General features: G+C 36.2%; 18 protein-coding genes. 11 read left to right on the top strand and 7 right to left on the bottom strand.

The window, feature by feature from the left end; genetic code table 11:
• Positions 1–7: 7 nt before the first annotated feature.
• The 5 genes from ACKU4N_RS00540 to ACKU4N_RS00520 form a co-directional block, all read right to left on the bottom strand.
• Positions 8–643 carry a lipid-A-disaccharide synthase N-terminal domain-containing protein gene (locus ACKU4N_RS00540; protein WP_321319650.1) on the bottom strand — a complete coding sequence of 212 codons (636 nt, stop codon included), beginning with the start codon at positions 641–643 and terminating at the stop codon, positions 8–10.
• The gene (locus ACKU4N_RS00535; RefSeq protein ID WP_321319648.1) at positions 643–1,371 is read right to left on the bottom strand and encodes a glycosyltransferase; all 729 of its coding nucleotides are present in this window, start codon (positions 1,369–1,371) and stop codon (positions 643–645) included. The genes ACKU4N_RS00540 and ACKU4N_RS00535 overlap by 1 nt, the downstream gene beginning before the upstream one ends.
• Before the next feature lie 346 nt (positions 1,372–1,717).
• A complete protein-coding gene (locus ACKU4N_RS00530; protein ID WP_321319647.1) occupies positions 1,718–3,628 on the bottom strand; it encodes an LTA synthase family protein in 1,911 nt (636 codons plus the stop codon).
• Positions 3,629–3,679: 51 nt separating this feature from the next.
• Positions 3,680–4,936 carry a sensor histidine kinase gene (locus tag ACKU4N_RS00525; RefSeq protein WP_321319646.1) on the bottom strand — a complete coding sequence of 419 codons (1,257 nt, stop codon included), beginning with the start codon at positions 4,934–4,936 and terminating at the stop codon, positions 3,680–3,682.
• Between the two features lie 3 nt (positions 4,937–4,939).
• Positions 4,940–5,623: a response regulator transcription factor gene (locus ACKU4N_RS00520; RefSeq protein WP_321319645.1), complete on the bottom strand. Its 684-nt coding sequence runs from the start codon at positions 5,621–5,623 to the stop codon at positions 4,940–4,942.
• Between the two features lie 181 nt (positions 5,624–5,804).
• Here ACKU4N_RS00520 and ACKU4N_RS00515 point away from each other — a divergent pair, with 181 nt between their 5' ends.
• From ACKU4N_RS00515 to ACKU4N_RS00495, 5 genes are all read left to right on the top strand, one after another.
• On the top strand, positions 5,805–7,175 hold the full coding sequence (locus ACKU4N_RS00515) for a YihY/virulence factor BrkB family protein (protein WP_321319644.1): 1,371 nt from the start codon (positions 5,805–5,807) through the stop codon (positions 7,173–7,175).
• A gap of 47 nt (positions 7,176–7,222) precedes the next feature.
• Positions 7,223–7,465, top strand: coding sequence for a zinc-ribbon domain-containing protein (locus tag ACKU4N_RS00510; RefSeq protein ID WP_124993365.1), 243 nt, complete (start codon positions 7,223–7,225; stop codon positions 7,463–7,465).
• Positions 7,466–7,527: 62 nt separating this feature from the next.
• Positions 7,528–8,313: an alpha/beta hydrolase gene (locus ACKU4N_RS00505; RefSeq protein WP_321319643.1), complete on the top strand. Its 786-nt coding sequence runs from the start codon at positions 7,528–7,530 to the stop codon at positions 8,311–8,313.
• 193 nt (positions 8,314–8,506) lie between these two features.
• Positions 8,507–9,157, top strand: coding sequence for a DUF4377 domain-containing protein (locus ACKU4N_RS00500; RefSeq protein WP_321319642.1), 651 nt, complete (start codon positions 8,507–8,509; stop codon positions 9,155–9,157).
• Positions 9,158–9,186: 29 nt separating this feature from the next.
• The gene (locus tag ACKU4N_RS00495; protein ID WP_321319640.1) at positions 9,187–9,780 is read left to right on the top strand and encodes a DJ-1/PfpI family protein; all 594 of its coding nucleotides are present in this window, start codon (positions 9,187–9,189) and stop codon (positions 9,778–9,780) included.
• Between the two features lie 45 nt (positions 9,781–9,825).
• Here the strand turns inward: ACKU4N_RS00495 and ACKU4N_RS00490 are convergent, their stop codons facing one another.
• Positions 9,826–10,107: a pyrimidine/purine nucleoside phosphorylase gene (locus ACKU4N_RS00490; RefSeq protein WP_321319638.1), complete on the bottom strand. Its 282-nt coding sequence runs from the start codon at positions 10,105–10,107 to the stop codon at positions 9,826–9,828.
• A gap of 243 nt (positions 10,108–10,350) precedes the next feature.
• On the opposite strand from ACKU4N_RS00490, the gene ACKU4N_RS00485 reads away from it, so the two are divergent.
• From ACKU4N_RS00485 to ACKU4N_RS00460, 6 genes are all read left to right on the top strand, one after another.
• Positions 10,351–10,851 carry a TlpA family protein disulfide reductase gene (locus ACKU4N_RS00485; protein ID WP_321319636.1) on the top strand — a complete coding sequence of 167 codons (501 nt, stop codon included), beginning with the start codon at positions 10,351–10,353 and terminating at the stop codon, positions 10,849–10,851.
• A 166-nt stretch (positions 10,852–11,017) separates the two neighbouring features.
• Positions 11,018–12,226 carry a hypothetical protein gene (locus tag ACKU4N_RS00480; RefSeq protein WP_321319634.1) on the top strand — a complete coding sequence of 403 codons (1,209 nt, stop codon included), beginning with the start codon at positions 11,018–11,020 and terminating at the stop codon, positions 12,224–12,226.
• Between the two features lie 343 nt (positions 12,227–12,569).
• Positions 12,570–13,826: a peptidase U32 family protein gene (locus ACKU4N_RS00475; RefSeq protein WP_321319632.1), complete on the top strand. Its 1,257-nt coding sequence runs from the start codon at positions 12,570–12,572 to the stop codon at positions 13,824–13,826.
• 53 nt (positions 13,827–13,879) lie between these two features.
• A complete protein-coding gene (locus tag ACKU4N_RS00470) occupies positions 13,880–14,383 on the top strand; it encodes a peroxiredoxin family protein (protein WP_321319630.1) in 504 nt (167 codons plus the stop codon).
• Positions 14,384–14,395: 12 nt separating this feature from the next.
• Positions 14,396–15,199, top strand: coding sequence for a DUF2797 domain-containing protein (locus ACKU4N_RS00465; protein WP_321319628.1), 804 nt, complete (start codon positions 14,396–14,398; stop codon positions 15,197–15,199).
• 52 nt (positions 15,200–15,251) lie between these two features.
• Positions 15,252–16,268, top strand: coding sequence for a branched-chain amino acid aminotransferase (locus ACKU4N_RS00460; RefSeq protein WP_321319626.1), 1,017 nt, complete (start codon positions 15,252–15,254; stop codon positions 16,266–16,268).
• Positions 16,269–16,411: 143 nt separating this feature from the next.
• On the opposite strand, the gene ACKU4N_RS00455 is transcribed toward ACKU4N_RS00460, so the two are convergent.
• Positions 16,412–17,635: an aminotransferase-like domain-containing protein gene (locus tag ACKU4N_RS00455; protein ID WP_321319624.1), complete on the bottom strand. Its 1,224-nt coding sequence runs from the start codon at positions 17,633–17,635 to the stop codon at positions 16,412–16,414.
• Positions 17,636–17,660: the final 25 nt, after the last annotated feature.

The following is a 17,660-nucleotide window of genomic DNA, read 5'->3' as shown; positions in this document are numbered from 1 at the left end:
TCTGAGTTTAGTGATTTAACTTGTGAGATTGTTTTCGAATAAGTACTATGTTTCTGCAGTAAACCAACATCCCAAAACCCTGACCAAGAAAAAGAACAGGATCTTTTCGGTAAAGAGCATAGGATAAGATCATGATGGATCCGATGATGCTGATCACCCAAAAGCCCATAGGAAGTACCGATTCTCCTTTGCGTTCAGAGTAGATCCATTGGTAAACAAAATGGAAAGTAAAGGTAATTTGTCCTGCCACACCCCAAATTAAAAGAAGAGTTGGAATATCATCGTTCTTAAATAATTGCTGGTAGTGATATCCCCAGTTTTTAAGCATGAAGGATAAAACAACAACAGGAGTTATTATGGCAATTAGCCTCGTTAACATTGGCAAGGTTTTCCAATTGTTCTGAATGTGCAGATTTCGGATGTAAATGGAATAAGCAATCACCTGTCCCATAATAATGGCAAAATCATCGCGCAGCAAGCCGTAAATAAACAGCATCCACGAAGCTAAAATACTGATTTGCCAAAATAATACCGGGGATAAGGCTTTTCCGGCTTTTTCAGATTTCACCCACTGCACAATTAACCGTGCTGAAAACAGAGCTTGTGCAAAAAAACCAATGGCGTAAATATAAATGCTATCCATTAGTTACGAGAAATAACTTCGTAATTAATGTAACGTTTTTTCATCCAGCGATAAGCGAAACAATCTTTAAAAGGGCCAACCAAACGGTTGAAAAGATGGTATTTGGCTTCGCCCGCAATCCGTGGGAAATGACGTACCGGAATTTGTTTTATTTCACCTTCCTGCAGCATGATTAAGGCTGGTATAAAACGGTGCATTCCTGTAAAGAAAGGCATTTTTTTAGCGTATTCTGTTTTCATTATTTTTAAGGGGCAACCAGTATCTTCAGCGGTATCCTTAGTCATGTAACGGCGAAATCCATTTGCAATTTTTGAGCTCATGTTTTTTACAAAGCTGTCTTTGCGGTTTTGACGAACACCGGTTACCAAAGCAAATTCATTTCGATGTTCCATCAACAAATCAAAGTCGAAAGGTGTTGTTTGAAGATCCGAATCGATGTAGCCAACAAATGGTGTTGTTGTGTTATCAAAACCAGCTTTAATGGCGGCACTTAAACCATGATTTTTATTCAATTCCAAATAAGAAAAACGATCAGAAATCTTACAAATCTCCTCAATCATTTTTTGACTTCCATCAGATGAACCATCGTTCACAAAAAGTACTTTTGAGGCATATTTTGAACTGGCAAAATAGGCTGTAAATTCCTCTTTTACACGCTGCATGTTATCTTCCTCGTTAAAAACGGGAACAATGATCGTTAATTCGAATTCTTTTTCTTGCTGGCTCATTAAGTTTGGTTTAACGAATTGGTAGTGGTTATAAGCATTGCCAAACAAATAACAATACAAATAATACACTTTTTCTAAATATAAATTTTTCAAAGATATGAATTGAATGTGTACTTTTTGATTGAAATAAGTAAAAATATAACAGGACGGGATGGTTTCTTTACTTGTAAAAGTGAAATTTTTGCCGAGACTTAAAAAGAGGAAACGGGACATTCTTAAATTTAGGAGCTGATAATACAACCACAGAGGTTGTATTATTAGGGAATCCATTCATTTTTATTTAGCCTTTTTAAGGTGTTTCAAAATTAGTTTTGCAGAACAACGCCAATTTTGTGTATAAGGTTTTTTAGTCTTTAAAAGAATATTTTTTATTGTGAAAAAGATAACTGGCTGTTTGATAGTAAGTAATTGCATCCTTTAATTCGGTCGGATTAATTTGTTCCGCGTCTTGTTCTTCTCCGGATATTTTAAAGGATTCGGTTCGTTTTACAGGCAATTGAACGATTAGCTGATCGTTTTGTAACAAACCAATTTTCTGATAAGTGCCGATTAATGCCCGGTTTGGGTTTTCTAAAAGAATATCTTTGCCAAAAAATTTGGAGGTGTAATCCATATTTAAAAGCCCCAGAATAGTCGGAGCAAAATCAATTTGAGAGGCCAGTGTATTGTTTTCGGATGGCTGAATAATATTTGGAGCGTAAATAATAAGCGGAATGTGATATTTATTTACCGGAAGAGATGTTTTTCCTGCACTTGAAGCACAATGGTCTGCAACAATCACAAAAATAGTTTTCTTGAACCATTCGTGATTTTTTGCTTCGCGAAGAAATTTAGCAATGGCAAAGTCAGTATACTTAACAGCACCGTTTCTTCCTGTATGTGATGGAATATCAATTTTTGAATCAGGATACGTATATGGACGATGATTGGATGTTGTCATGATAAAATTATGAAAAGGTTTTCCTGCCTTATAACTACTGTCGGCCACCTGACATGCTTTCGCAAACAGGTCTTCGTCGCAAACACCCCAGGCATTTTCAAATGTAATTTCACTGTCCAGGAAGTTTTTTCGATCAACAACATTGTATCCGTTGTTTCCAAAGAAATAGTTCATATTATCAAAATAACCGTTTCCGGCATAAATAAAGTTTGAGTTATAACCTTTTGAGCTTAATATATTTCCAAGGGTAAACATGCCTTCGTTTTTTGGACGTTTAACAATCGAAAACCCCGGTGTTGGCGGTAAGGAGAGAGTCAGTGCTTCCATTCCACGAACTGTACGTGTACCTGTTGCGTAAAAATTGGTGAAAAAAAGCGATTTCTGAGCAATTGTATCCATGTTGGGTGTAATATTGTCTTTTCCTCCGAATCGGGTGAAAAAAGAACCACTCAAACTTTCAACGGTGATCAGCATTACATTGTACTTCTGATCTTCGCCCGGATAAGTAATTTTTCGGCTTACATCAAAAATATTCTCACTTGTAAATTCACTGTTTGAGGTTTTTATCAACTTTCGAAGGTTTGTAAAAGCCTCTTTATCATCGATTGATTGATAAAAGGAATTGTAATTCAGTTCGTTGTTTCGAAAGGCCGAGAAAATTTGATAGATTCCATTGTGAGCCAACTCATTGGAATAAGTGTTTTCGGTAATTTCTGCTGAGCTTTTATTGATTGTGTAGAATGCTGCAAGTGGGAACATCCACAAAATAACACATGTAGTAAGACGTTTAACGAATCGGGATTCTGAATTGACACTATGGTCGAAATTCTTTTTAACAAGAGCAAAAATTCCTCCTGAAACCAATAACATACCTAATAGAATAGCAGGCATTGGATAGGACTCCCGAATATTGGAAATAACTTCGTGGGTGTAAACCAGATAGTCAACAGCAATAAAGTTGTATCGCACGCTAAATTCTTCCCAAAAAAACCATTCTCCAATTCCCGAAAAAACAAGAATTCCAATAGTTACAATAAAAAATACATAAGAAATCCAGCGATGGATTTTGGAGTTAAATATTTTATCAGGAATTAAAAGCAAATAGAATGTAAAAGGAATGATAAAATAGGAAATGGCAACCAGATCGTAAAATAAGCCTATGCTGTAAATTTGAACAAACCGAATAAAGTTTAGATCTACATTCTGGAAATCAGTAATTAAAAGAATTGTTCGGATCAGAAAAGAAATGGCAAGGAAAATAAAACCAAACAGTACAAGACCACCAAATCGACTACGCAGGATATTTTTGAACTTCATATTTTATTAAATTAATACGAGTCAAAAAAACAACCTGATTCTAACAAAAAGCTAACAATTCTGTAATTTGAATGTAAATAAGTGTTTAAAATCCTTAAATGAATAATCGATATTAATTTTGTAATGGTCTGCTATTTTTTTCACAATAGCCAAACCAATTCCTGTTGATCCAATATTTTGGCTTTCCGTGTAAAACCGATTAAAGATCATCTCGGGTTGGTTAATGGCTTGTTCGCCTGAATTGGTGATTGTAAAATAATCTTTAGCTAGATAAATCGATATTTCTTCACCATTCTTACTGTGTTTTATGGCATTTACAAAAATATTTTGGATCAAAAGGTTCGCTAACCTTTTGTCCATTAGCAATTGGCAATTGTCCGCAGCAGAAATCGTAACCAGTAAGTTTCTATCTTGTATTACATCCTGAAATGAACTCATCCAATAGTTGAAAATTTGATTCAAAGAAACATGATCTCTCTCATTGAATTGTCCGTGGTCAATTTTTGCAAGCAGGAGCAGTGCTTTGGTAATGCCTGAAAGTTTATCTGTAGAAAGGTATATTTCCCGTATTGTTTTGATTGTGTTCTCATTTAAATTTGAGTCTGAAAATAAGTTTTCGCATTTATTTCGGATAACAGCAAGAGGAGTCTGAAATTCGTGGGCAGCATTGGCGGAGAATTCCTTAGTTGCTGTGTAATCCTTTTCCAAACGGCTCGACATCATCGAAAGCACTTGGTTTAAAGCGTCAAATTCATCAATTCCGGTAGCTGTCAATTCCAATTTTGATGGAGGGGTTAAGGAATAAAATTTTATTTTCTCAACATTGTCATTAAAAATTTTCCAAAGGGAGGTATTCAACCTATGTGTAAACAGCAGTAAGCCAATGAAAATTAAAAATAATACACTGGATATAAGGGTGGTGAAGATTGTGAGAATGTCATCGAACTCCATCAGCATTTGCCGTGTTGTAATTCGATAATGTTTTTCATTAATGGATTGATAGCTTGTGAATTCTCTATAGGGAGTTAGTTCATTCTGGTACAAGTCCAAAATCAATGTGTCCTTCTTACTATTAGCTCTAATTTCAGAGGAAGAAATGGGAGTAACTATATCCGTAGGATAAATGCTCTGAAATTTTCCTTTTTCCTTTAGCACTTCAAAAATTTCTGTTGCTTCAAGACGCAATTGCTGGTCAATTTCTTCTTTTAAAAAGTAATTGCTCATTGCAATGATAACAAAATCAGCTATTAGAAATACCAGAATACCATATTTGAAATAGGATCTGTTTATTTTAGTTAAGAGTTTCATTTTTTAGCGGTTATCTAATTTATAGCCAAAGCCATGAACAGTTTTAATGTAATTTTCTCCGGTATAATTTTTGATTTTTTTCCGGAGTCGGTTGATGTGCGTGTAAATAAAATCGGAGTTATCCATAAAAACCGGGTTTTCGCCCCACACATGTTCAAACAAGCTCTCTTTAGTAAGAACTCTATTTTTGTTTTCGATAAAATACAGGAGCAAATCAAATTCTTTTCGGCTAAAATCTACTTGTTCGTTCCTAATTTTCACTTGATTGGAACGAGTATCAATTTCCAATTCGCCAAAGCTTAACAGCTGATTTTCTGCTTGGAAGTTTCTGCGCAAAAGCGCATTGATTCTTGCATTGAGTTCTGAAAGATGAAATGGTTTAACTAAGTAGTCATCAGCACCTAAATTTAGACCATCAACCCGGTCTTCCAGCTTATCGCGGGCTGAAATGATGATCACACCTGTATCGGACCAAATTGATTTGATAAAAGAGATGCAATCCAATCCTTCACCATCGGGAAGTCCCAAATCAAGAAGTACAATATGGAAAAACTTTTTATCGAAAAGAGATTTGCCATCCTTAATCAGCTCCACACAAGTACATTGAAATCCACAACCTGAAAGATAATCAGCTAAGATTTTTTGCAAGGAAAGGTCATCTTCAATAATTAGAATTTCTTTTTTCATGATGAGAGATAAGAAGTAAGCTTAGTTCTTACAAACTTAAAAAAAGGGAAGATGATTTCTTAATAGAAAAAGATTTTTTGCTTTTTTTGAATCAATCAGATGGCAGGATTTTGAAATTATTGGTAAATCTTTGCCTTTTATGTAAATTCGAACTCATAAATCAGTTAATAAAAAGCAAGAAATGAAGAGTCTTCGTAATTATTTCGATATCGTAATGAATTTTTTGAGTCGTGGAGTATGGAACATGCGCTTAAAAGAATTGTCCGGACCTCGTTATTTTTTAATTCGGCAATTACGAATTTACCTTTTGGCTATTAAAGGTTTTTACGAAGACAAATGTCAATTGCGGGCATCTGCCTTAACTTTTTATTCCATTTTATCAGTGGTGCCTGTTTTGGCTATGGGTTTTGGAATTGCCAAAGGATTCGATTTGGAACAGAAGCTAGAGAAGGAGCTGATAGCGAATCTTTCCGGTCAGGAAGAAGTTTTGAACTGGCTGATTGAGTTTGCGAACAAGATGCTGATCAATACAAAAGGATCATTGGTAGCGGGATTGGGATTTGTCATCTTGTTTTGGTCGGTATTAAAGGTTTTAACCAATATCGAGGAATCGTTTAACGATGTTTGGCGAATAAAGAAGGGGAGAACCTGGGGGCGCAGGTTCAGTGATTACACTGCGATCATGATTTTTGCACCCATTTTACTAATTGGCTCCAGTGGAGCAACAGTTTTCTTAAAAACCATGATTAAACAGGTAACCCAAGGCAATACTTTAATGGAGGCAGTTGGGCCATATCTTAGTTTTCTGATTAATTTAACTCCTTATTTTTTGGTATGGATCCTATTTACCATGCTGTACACTTTTATGCCGAATACGCATGTGAAATTTAAGTCGGGATTGCTGGCGGGAGTTATTGCCGGTACAATTTATCAACTATTTCAGGTTTTGTACATCGAGTTTCAGGGGATGGTTACAACCTATAATGCTGTTTACGGTAGTTTTGCCGCCTTGCCGCTATTTTTAATGTGGTTGCAGATGAGTTGGTTGGTGGTTTTGTTGGGCGCAGAAATTTCGTTTGCTGAGCAGAATGTTGAAAATTACGAGTACGAAACAGAAACCTCCGAAATAGCATACGATTACAAACGCTTGTTAAGTATATATGTTCTGCATTTAATTATCCATAATTTTAAAAAGGATCAGGTGCCAATGCTTTCGCAGGATATTTCTCATCGATTACAGATGCCTATCCGTTTGGTACGGGAAATTCTTTTCGATTTGATAAATGCCCGATTGGTAGCAGAATTAGTAACCGATACAGACAAACAAATAGCATACCATCCGGCTTTTGATATTAATACCATGTCGGTAAATAAAGTGATTGATATTTTGGAGAATACAGGATCTGATAAGATTCCTGTTTTGGAGACCGAGACATATGTAGAACTAAAATCTATTTTACAGGACTACCGAAATTCAGTTTCATCGAGTCAGCAAGAGACATTTTTGAAGGATATTGATTTGGATAAGGAGTTTACCTTAAAGGAAAGCTAGGGATATTAAGAAAGACATAAAAATCATCACAAAGAACACAAAGACACATGATCTTCATTTTCGGAGCCAACGATAAAACAATAGAACAGCAGCAATGCCATAATCAAGAGCATTGTTATCATTGCAACAATACAACAAAATGGATATTGGAAAAGAATGCCACTTATGCCAGTTTGTTCTTTATATCGGTATTTCCAATAAAAACGCGATACATTCACTACTGTCCAATTTGTAAAAACGGAAATCAATTGAACGAAGATGAATACAATCGGAAAAAGAATGCCCGTTGATTTTCAATCAGGGTATTCCTATATTTAATCATCTATTAGTAAAAACACTAGACTTAATATTGATGAAAAATATTCTCTTACTACTGTTCGCTTTAAGCTTGGTATTGGCATCATGCAATCCGGCTTCTAAAAAAGCTGAAACACCCGTTTCCGAAATACAGGAACAAGCCGGATATCCTGAATTGGTTGAGTTTGAATCTTTGGATTCATTGATGATTAGCGCTCACTTGTATCAGATTGATGAGACATCTCCGTTTATTTTACTTTGCCATCAGGCCCGATTCAACAAATTTGAATATGCCGGTGTTGCCGAACGATTAAACGAGATGGGTTTTAACTGCCTGGCGATTGATCAGCGTTCGGGCGGGCCAATTGGTAACACTCAGAACGAAACCTATTTAAGAGCTCTTAAAGCGGCAAAAGGAGTCGATTATCTGGATGCTGAAGCAGACATTGTTGCAGCTATCGATTATTTGACTCAGGAATACACCTCGAAAGTAATCTTGTGGGGATCTTCCTATTCCTCAACGTTGGCATTGTATATCGCTGCCGATCGGGAAGATGTAAGTGCAGTAATCTCTTTTAGTCCGGGTAATTATCTGGCCGGAACCAAAGGGTCATTAGTCGATAAATTAGAAAATTTTGCAAAGCCCATGTTTCTAACCAGTTCGAACAGCGAGGCCAAGAGTGTGACCGATTTGCTCGCAAAGCATAAATTACTTGGAAAACAGGTTCAGTTTATTCCTGAAGGAGCCGGGCATCATGGTTCCCGTGCTTTGTGGAAAAATCAGCAAGGCGGAGAAGAGTATTGGAAAGCTGTTACCGATTTCTTAAATCAATTGAAATAGAAAAATAGTTGAAGACTGATTAATTGGGGAGTGCATTTGCGCACCCCTTTTTTTGAATTAAAATTTTAACCACAAAGTAATACAATTCAGAAAAAAAGTTTAGCACAAAGCGAAATTGCGACCGGACCACACGCAACTCTTTAGCTTGGTAAACATCTAATAGGCATATTAACCGATAATAAAAATTAAGAAAATGAAAAAACTAAATTTATTACTTGGATTTATTATTTCAATTACGCTTATTAATTGTGCTACTAAAGAGGAACAAGACAGAGAGAAAGAGGTTGTATTTACAATTTATGAAGAGACTGGTTTTGGTGGAGCTATATTGAGTACTTATCTGACTGAGCCTTTATTATTTTCTGAAAGTGATAATGAGAAAATTCGCAACTTGACTAACATTTTAGTTGAAGGATTAGTTGATTTTAATTATGAAAGGGGTTATAGGTACACCTTTAAGGCAAAAAAAATATGGATGTCAGAACCGCCTCAGGATGCTTCAGATATTAAATATATTCTAAGTGAATTGCTGTTAAAAGAAAAAGTGATAACTGAGGATAAAGAGGAAGAGATGACACTCTTTGTAGCATCGGAGACGATTAAGTTTATACCCAGATATCGAAAAGAATATGAGGCCGAAGATGAATCGGCTCCTAATATTTATGACGCACTACGTGTAAAAGAGGTAGGAAAGGATAGTTGGATGGCACTTGTTGATATTGAAGACTTCAATTATGAATCTGGATGGGAATATGAGATTAGAGTAAAGAAAGTAACTCAAGCTGAATCATATTCTGTTAAATATGTACTGCTTGATATTGTATTAAAAAAAGAGAAAAACTAAAAAATAAAAGCAAAATAATTTGATAAGCAATGAATAAAAAAGTTCTCCTATTTTTGGCTCAAGGATTTGAAGCTTACGAGGCCAGTGCTTTTACCGATGTATTTGGTTGGAGCAGGGAGTGTGGTTTCGAACAAGTGGATATGCTCACAACAGGCTTGCGTCCCGTACTAAAATGTTATTGGAATTTGATTGTACAGCCTGAAATTCCTTTCGGTCAAATAAATGTGGATGATTTCGATGCTTTAGCTATTCCTGGAGGAGCTGGAGATGCTGGTTTTTTTGAGGATGCTTACGATGAACGTTTTCTTAGCTTAATTCGGGAATTTGATAAAAAAGGGAAGCCAATTGCCTCGATTTGTGTAGCTGCTCTGCCTATTGGAAAATCGGGAATTCTGAAAAATAGAAAAGCAACAACATGGGATTTAAACGAAGGTGCCAGACGCAGGCAATTAGCCCGGTTCGGAGCCTTGGTTCAGGAAAAACAGTTGGTTGTAGACAATAACATCATTACATCAACAGGCCCGGCAACAAGCCTCGATGTGGCTTTCCATTTACTTGAAATGTTAACAAGCAGCCGGAATGTAACTGAAATAAAAAGGAATATGCGTTTCAAATTGGATTAACTTTTAAGATTGAGTAAAAGTTAATCCAATTTCACGGCAAATTGATTATTTATACCGGCACAAGTAGGAAGTTTGTCCAACCGATTTTACTTGAAAGGAAGCATTTGCTTCAACTTCAAAAGTTTCACCCGATTTGTACGATTTCCATTCTGTTTCATTAGGAAGTAATACAATTAATTCACCTTCAATAACAGTCATTGTTTCGTGCATCGAAGTGCCAAATTCATAGTCGCCTTCTTCCATAACTCCAACAGTTGATTTTCCTGATGCAGTTGTGTAACCTAACGATTTTACAGTTTCATTAAAGTATGCGTTAGCTGAAATCATAATTTTGGTTTTTAAAATTTAAGCAAATATAAGTGAATGAATGAAAGATGCAATTTCTTTTTATAGTGATGTAAAATGAGCTTGCAGCAAAGTCATAAAATTCTTCATTTTTAGTAATTGTATGGAAATTTATGCATTGGATTTTTGATAAGCCAAAAGGTTCAGAGCTGCTCAGGCTATCGTAAGGTATTATAAAGAGAGAATAATAAAATTTGTATCTTCTACGGTATAAAAATACCTTCCATGAGATACTTACTAGCTATCAGCCTATTATTTGCAACACTTTCCTGCTCAAATTCTGCCGAAAAAGGGAGGATGATTGATTCCGGGAAATTGACTCATCTTATCTCCCAAAAGGATAAAACCCTGGTATATGTTTGGACCACCTGGTGCAGTGGCTGCCGCAAGACTTTGGCTGAAACTCTTCCCCGGCTCCAAGAAACTATTGATGCTTCCGAATATCAAATACTACTAATTGCAGCAAGTAAAAATAAAGCAGAAGTCGATTCTCTGGTCTCAAATAATGCGTTGCAGGTAAACTCCTATTTTCTCGATTTTACAGGCCCCGATAAAGGCATATTTCAAAATTTAGGCATTCAGTTTCTGTTGGAGAAAACTTTTCCGAACGATGAGATATTTACCCGGGCCATTCCGGTATTCTTTCTGGTTGACAAAAATGGAAAAGTCCTGAATAAAAAACTTCCCCATTCCTACGATGAAGCTATTTCCCTGTTAAATAGATAGTTGTGTCTGCATTGTAATGTTTATCATTTCTTAAATTTATTATAAACAGTATTATTTCGGCTTGTTAAGTTGCTAATGTTAAGTAAAATATTTTACATTCGTGAATGTTTTGAAAAATATTGTCTATTCAAACGAATAGGCTTTTTAACTTTTACAAAAGAAACTTATGAAAATAAAATTATTTTTAATGATGTGCTTGGCAGGAGCACTTAATCTCTCTTGTTCCGATAGTGATGATACAATTGATTTGGTAGCTGGAAAACTTAATGTTACTGAAGCCAAAGCGGGCGATGAGTTGATAATTACAGGTGAAGGATTCAGCACTGTAAAAGAAGAAAACCTGGTAAAATTGAATGACCTGATTATTCCTGTTGCAGAAGCGACAGCTTCTCAGCTTAAGCTTATTCTTCCCAAAGAAGCTAAAACAGGAATCCTTTCTGTAGCAGTCGAAGAAAAAAAAATTGATTTTGGTGTATTTAAAGTCTTGGAAGAGAAAGTTTTTGTATTAAAATCAAACTATGATAATCAGTACGATAATGTTATAGAAATCAATCAGGAAACAGGTGTTGAAAGTGTTTTGTTGGAGCTACCTTGGTCGGAAGAAGATATGTATTCTTCATTATCTTACCTTAAAAACACCAACGAAATTTTATTGATTGCAGGTCCTGAAATGGATATTAAGAAATATAAAATATTGAGAATTAATCTTGACACAAAATCTATTATAGAACAGGAATTTGAGTCAGATATGGAGTTAGAGTGGGTAAATCTTGTAACTGATAATGAGAGTAATGTATATGTAAATAAAAGCTGGAATTATTGGGATTCAGTGAACGAAAAATCGATTAAAAAATCACAGTTATTCAGATATGATTTGCAATCGGGGGAAGAGGAATTGTTATTAGAAGTGAAAGATGATATTATTTCCAGTTGTAAAGTTATTGGAACAGATAAAATTCTTTTGGTCGTTGGAGAAGAAAGTGATGGAGCTGCTAACTTAATGGTTTTAGATCTTTCAACTAAACAGACGAAAGAAATTCCACTTGAACCCAGTGGGTTTTTTTATGGAGTAATGTTGAATGAAAATAATGAAGCTTTTGTTCTTAGTGAGGGGGAACACTACAAATATAGCTTATTAAAGATTGATTTAGAAACAGGAAAGTCTGAAGTTTTTCTTGATTTTCCTCAAGGGAAATTTTATTATGAATATGCCTCTTACTCAATTGCGAATAATGAGGTTGTGTGCTTTAGAAGTAATGATGATGATAGTATTGATAAGATTTGTCGGATTAGTTTGGAAGAAAAGAGTTTCAAATTTGTCGATATAAATGAAGGTAAGGATTGGTTTCATGAATCGTTAGTGGTTTTCATGTAATTTCAAAAAAATGAAAAAGACATTATTCCTATTGTTGATTATAGGATTTGGAATAACAGCATTCAATTTTTAACAGAACCTAATTTATTAGATGAGCCCACTCTTGCGAGTGGGTTTTTTTGTGGATTAGAAAATGGATACTATTTTAATACATAAAATTGATTCGCGAAAACCAGCCTTAATTGCTAAACCAAAACAATTTTGATGTTCTATTTATTTTGCAGGAATGGCTCATAAAGAGTACTTTTGCTGAGTATTAGAAAGAAGGTGTTTTTGCCTTGAAAAAGCAGAAATCATTCTAAATAGTGAATTTTTTATTTTTCCAGATAAGGGGATTTTTTAGATGAATAGAAGTGAAATTGAATTAATGGCGCCGGTTGGTTCATACGAATCATTGATGGCCGCCATACAGGGAGGAGCCAATTCTATCTATTTTGGCATTGAGCAGTTGAATATGAGATCAAGATCTTCGAACAACTTTACCATCGAAGATTTGCACAATATTGCTTCCATTTGTAAGGAGAACAATATCAAATCGTACCTAACGGTGAATACTGTTTTGTTCGATCATGATATTAAAGTGATGCACAAAATTGTAGATGCGGCAAAAGAGGGTGGCGTAACAGCAATTATTGCTGCCGATGTTTCTGCAATCATGTATGCCCGCACAATTGATGTGGAAGTACACATTTCCACCCAATGCAACATTACCAACATCGAGGCAGTAAAGTTCTATGCTCAGTTTGCTGATGTGGTAGTATTGGCCCGTGAATTGAATTTGAACCAGGTAGCCGCTATTTACAAGCAAATTGTTGATGAGGAAATCCGCGGGCCAAAAGGGGAATTGATTCAAATAGAGATGTTCGCTCACGGAGCATTGTGTATGGCAGTTTCAGGAAAATGCTATTTGAGTCTGCATGAGAAAAATTCATCGGCAAATCGTGGTGCCTGCATGCAAACATGCCGAAAAGCCTATACGGTTACCGAAAAGGAATCTGGAAATCAGCTGGAGATCGATAATGAATACATCATGTCGCCAAAAGACCTGTGCACCATTGGTTTTCTAAATAAAATGCTCGATGCAGGAGTTCGTGTCTTGAAATTTGAAGGCCGGGCCCGCTCTCCGGAATATGTAAAAACAGTAGTTTCGAATTATAGCGAGGCGGTTGATGCTTACTTGGAAGGTGATTATACCCGCGATAAAATTGTTCAGTGGATGAATAACCTGGCAACAGTTTTTAACCGTGGTTTTTGGGATGGTTACTATCTTGGGCAAAAGATTGGTGAATGGAGTGAGGAGTACGGCAACCGGGCAACTAAGCGTAAAATGCTGATTGGTAAGGGAACCAATTACTTTGCCAAGATTAAAGTGGCCGAATTCTTATTGGAGTCGCAGGAATTAAAGGTCGGCGATCAGATTTTGATAACAGGCCCCACAACCGGAGTAATTGAAACAACTGTAAAAGAAATTCGAGTTGATCTGAAATCAGTCGAAAAAGCCGTTAAAGGCGATAGCTTCTCCATTTCAATGGATACAATGATTCGTCGGTCGGATAAATTGTATAAGATTGTAGAGGTAACCAACGAATTAATTCAGTAGAGAGTCTAAAGTATCTTGAAGAGTCTGCAATAATTGAAAATAATATTAAACAGATGAAAAAAATATTCATTACTCTATTGGCCATTATTACCGCAGTAACACTTTTTGCACAGGATCATCAGGGATCACTGGTAAAAACCGGCGATCAGGTACCCAATTTTTCAATTCCTACTTTGGATGGAAAAGAATTTGTTATCAGTGATTTAAAAGGCAAGGTAGTTTTGGTTAACTTTTTTGCTACCTGGTGTGGCCCATGCATGAAAGAACTGCCGGAAGTTGAGAGTCAGTTGTGGCCTAAATTTAAAAATGAAAATTTTGCAATGGTTTCTATTGGGCGAGAACACACAAAGGAACAATTGGAAGCTTTCAACGGGAAAAAAGGCCTTACATTTCCTATTGCTCCCGATCCTAAACGTGAGGTGTATGCTAAATTTGCAAGTCAGTACATTCCTCGTAACTTTATTGTTGATAAAACGGGAAAAATTGTGTGGCAGGGAGTTGGCTTTAGTCAGGAAGAATTAGATCATATGATGAAAGTGATTCAGGAGAATTTATAAATAGAGAATTGAATGCAGAAGCAGGGAAACATCAGAAAAATGAGAACTGATCTTAAAGAGATCGTTGAGTATCAGTTGCCAATAGGCGAAGATGTAGTTCAAATGAATCCTTTGGTAGGCAAAAAACTAAGCTTTACTTATTTAGGACAGATCAATTGTATTCATTGTGGAAAGAAAACGAAGACATCTTTCTCGCAGGGATATTGCTATTCTTGTTTTACTACGCTTCCGCAGACAGATGAAAGTATTCTTCGTCCGGAGCTGGATCTTTCCTATTTGGGAATTTCCCGCGATATGGAATGGGCTGAAAAAAATGCGCTTCAACCTCATTTTGTATACCTGGCCTATTCCGGAAATCTGAAAGTGGGAGTCACACGGGAATCGCAGGTGCCTACCCGTTGGATGGATCAGGGAGCAAGTAAAGCCATTAAATTGGCAAAAACACCCAATCGTCATATTGCAGGTATCATTGAAGTCGCTTTAAAAGACCATTTCTCAGATAAAACCAACTGGCGGGCAATGTTAAAGTTAGAACACAGCGAAGATGTTGATCTATTGTCCGAAAAGAAAAAAGCTGGCGGCTTATTGCATCCAGAGTTACAACAATATATTTCTGATGAGGATGAGGTGTTTGAGATGATTTATCCTATGAGTTCACAACCGGAAAAGATAGTTAGTTTTGGGTTCGAAAAGGAGAAAGAATACTCGGGAATTTTGAAAGGAATTAAAGGACAATATCTTATCTTTGAGGACGGAAAAGTTCTTAATATCAGGAAACACAACGGTTACCTGATTGAGTTTTCGGTAGAAGATTAAAAACAATAAACACAATATATATTCTTTACTAATCGTAAAATTCTTAATTGAGATGGAAAACATAGACTGGAAACAATTTGGTTTCGGTTATACTAAAACCGATTACAATGTTCGTTGTCACTTTCGTGATGGAAAATGGGGAGAATTGGAAATTTCTTCTTCAGATCAGGTAAATGTACACATTGCAGCTACCGGTTTGCATTACGGACAGCAGGCATTCGAAGGTTTAAAGGCGTTTAAAGGTCCTGATGGGAAAGTGAGAGTGTTTCGTATCGATGAAAATGCGAAACGTATGCAAAGCTCATCCCATGGTATCATGATGGCCGAAATGCCTATCGATTTATTCGAAGAAGCAGTTATTAAAACCATCAAATTAAACGAGAGATGGATTCCTCCATACGAATCGGGTGCTTCTTTATATATTCGTCCGGTGCTTTTTGGAAATGGAGCACAGGTAGGTGTAAATCCAGCTCCTGAATATACTTTTGCTGTATTCGTAATGCCGGTTGGTCCTTATTTTAAAGAAGGATTCAAGCCAACTGATTACGTAATCTACCGTGAATATGATCGTGCAGCTCCACAAGGAACAGGAACGATTAAGGTAGGCGGCAATTATGCTTCTTCTTTAAGAGGAGGAACCCGCGCTCATAAAGAAGGATTTTCTGCTGTATTATTTTTGGATGCAAAAGAAAAGAAATATATCGACGAATGTGGTCCTGCCAATTTCTTCGGAATAAAGGACAACACTTACGTAACACCAAAATCAAATTCTATCCTGCCATCAATCACAAACAAAAGTTTGTGTCAGATTGCCGAAGATATGGGAATGACCGTTGAGCGTAGAAAAGTTACCGTTGAAGAATTAGCCGATTTTACCGAGGCTGGTGCTTGTGGTACTGCGGCTGTAATTTCTCCAATTCGTAAAATTGTTGATGCAGATAATAATATTGACTATTTCTATGGTGATGAGGCAGGTGAGACCAGCTTAAAACTGTACAATACACTTCGTGGAATTCAGTACGGAACTGTTGAAGACAAACACAATTGGAATACGATCATTGAACTTTAAGAATACGATTGGCTTTTGGCCATTTGATTGAAAATAAAGAGGGAGTTCTAATTTAGAACTCCCTCTTTTCTCATTGTAAGGTGAGAATTTAGGATTTATAATTATTATAAAAAGTGTTTAATCTTTCGAGAAAAATCAAACGGTTATGCATTCACTTTGTTATTCATCAGCATTTTAATTGATTCAGCCAAACGCTGTACACCAATTCTGCTGTGCTCTTCATCAACATACGAAAAGTTAATTCTCATTGTATTCTTCCCACTGCCATCGCAGTGAAAGGCAGATCCCAATACAAAGGCAACATTTTTCTGAATGGCAATTTCAAACAGATCTTGTGCATCCATATTTTCCGGTAAGTTAAGAAAAAGAAACAAACCACCCTCAGGTTTTGTCCAGGTAACACCTTTCGGCATAAATTCTTCGAAAGCGTCAAGCATAACATCACGTTTGCGGTGATACATCTCAATTATTGTTTTTAAATTCTTATCAAACAGTCCTTTTTCCAGATATTTAGCGGCAATTTTTTGAACAAAAGGAGAAGTGCACAAATCCGTAGATTGTTTCGCTTTCACAAAATTGTCGATAATTGCTTCATGAGCGATTACCCAGCCAATTCTAAATCCGGGAACGAATATTTTAGAGAAAGTGCCAAGTGCAATTACATGTCCCGAATTATCAAGCTCGAACATCATTTTCTGATCTTTGCCTTCGAATCGTAGTTCTCTGTAAGGACTATCTTCAATAATTAGAATATTGTATTTTTTGGCAATCTTAATGATTTCAAGTCTTCTGAACTCGGGCATGGTAATACCCGCAGGATTTTGAAAATCAGGAATTACATATATAAACTTTGGTAGTTCGCCTTTTTCCAGCATTTTTGCCAGCGTTTTCTCCAATAAATCGGAACGCATTCCAAATTCATCGAATTTGATTCCGACCGGAGTGGCTCCATAGCTCGAAAAGGCACCCAGTCCGCCTAAATAGCTAGGTAATCCGCAAATAAATTGATCTCCCCGATTCAGAAAAATTTTACCTGCCAAGTCGAGGCCTTGTTGCGAAGAGGTAAGAATCACCAGATTATCTAAAGAGATAGTTAATCCTTGCTTCTGATATCTTTCAGTTAAAATCTCACGAAGTTTTGTCTCTCCTTCGGTAGCTCCATATTGTAAGGCGGCATCTCCATCTTCCTCTAAAACTTCATTACTTATTTGTTTTAATTCTTCGATAGGAAAGGTGTTGGGAGCAGGAAGTCCTCCGGCAAAAGAGATAATTTCCGGTTTTTGTGTCAATTTTAATAACTCTCTGATAACAGATCGTTTCATGCTTTTCGCACTATCAGAAAGAATGTCTTCAAGATTTGTAATCATTATTTCCCCTTTTAAAAATTGTTTT

The sequence above is a fragment of the Labilibaculum sp. genome (genome assembly GCF_963664555.1).
Lineage (GTDB): Bacteria > Bacteroidota > Bacteroidia > Bacteroidales > Marinifilaceae > Labilibaculum.
Note: the sequence above shows the minus strand (reverse complement) of the source record. Positions and strands in the feature narration are given on the sequence as shown.

Excerpts from the sequence above, each read along its gene's own strand:
- ACKU4N_RS00540 (WP_321319650.1), bottom strand. The coding sequence starts at position 643 with ATGGATAGCATTTATATTTACGCCATTGGTTTTTTTGCACAAGCTCTG.
- ACKU4N_RS00535 (WP_321319648.1), bottom strand. The coding sequence starts at position 1,371 with ATGAGCCAGCAAGAAAAAGAATTCGAATTAACGATCATTGTTCCCGTT.
- ACKU4N_RS00530 (WP_321319647.1), bottom strand. The coding sequence starts at position 3,628 with ATGAAGTTCAAAAATATCCTGCGTAGTCGATTTGGTGGTCTTGTACTG.
- ACKU4N_RS00525 (WP_321319646.1), bottom strand. The coding sequence starts at position 4,936 with ATGAAACTCTTAACTAAAATAAACAGATCCTATTTCAAATATGGTATT.
- ACKU4N_RS00520 (WP_321319645.1), bottom strand. The coding sequence starts at position 5,623 with ATGAAAAAAGAAATTCTAATTATTGAAGATGACCTTTCCTTGCAAAAA.
- ACKU4N_RS00515 (WP_321319644.1), top strand. The coding sequence starts at position 5,805 with ATGAAGAGTCTTCGTAATTATTTCGATATCGTAATGAATTTTTTGAGT.
- ACKU4N_RS00510 (WP_124993365.1), top strand. The coding sequence starts at position 7,223 with ATGATCTTCATTTTCGGAGCCAACGATAAAACAATAGAACAGCAGCAA.
- ACKU4N_RS00505 (WP_321319643.1), top strand. The coding sequence starts at position 7,528 with ATGAAAAATATTCTCTTACTACTGTTCGCTTTAAGCTTGGTATTGGCA.
- ACKU4N_RS00500 (WP_321319642.1), top strand. The coding sequence starts at position 8,507 with ATGAAAAAACTAAATTTATTACTTGGATTTATTATTTCAATTACGCTT.
- ACKU4N_RS00495 (WP_321319640.1), top strand. The coding sequence starts at position 9,187 with ATGAATAAAAAAGTTCTCCTATTTTTGGCTCAAGGATTTGAAGCTTAC.
- ACKU4N_RS00490 (WP_321319638.1), bottom strand. The coding sequence starts at position 10,107 with ATGATTTCAGCTAACGCATACTTTAATGAAACTGTAAAATCGTTAGGT.
- ACKU4N_RS00485 (WP_321319636.1), top strand. The coding sequence starts at position 10,351 with ATGAGATACTTACTAGCTATCAGCCTATTATTTGCAACACTTTCCTGC.
- ACKU4N_RS00480 (WP_321319634.1), top strand. The coding sequence starts at position 11,018 with ATGAAAATAAAATTATTTTTAATGATGTGCTTGGCAGGAGCACTTAAT.
- ACKU4N_RS00475 (WP_321319632.1), top strand. The coding sequence starts at position 12,570 with ATGAATAGAAGTGAAATTGAATTAATGGCGCCGGTTGGTTCATACGAA.
- ACKU4N_RS00470 (WP_321319630.1), top strand. The coding sequence starts at position 13,880 with ATGAAAAAAATATTCATTACTCTATTGGCCATTATTACCGCAGTAACA.
- ACKU4N_RS00465 (WP_321319628.1), top strand. The coding sequence starts at position 14,396 with ATGCAGAAGCAGGGAAACATCAGAAAAATGAGAACTGATCTTAAAGAG.
- ACKU4N_RS00460 (WP_321319626.1), top strand. The coding sequence starts at position 15,252 with ATGGAAAACATAGACTGGAAACAATTTGGTTTCGGTTATACTAAAACC.
- ACKU4N_RS00455 (WP_321319624.1), bottom strand. The coding sequence starts at position 17,635 with ATGATTACAAATCTTGAAGACATTCTTTCTGATAGTGCGAAAAGCATG.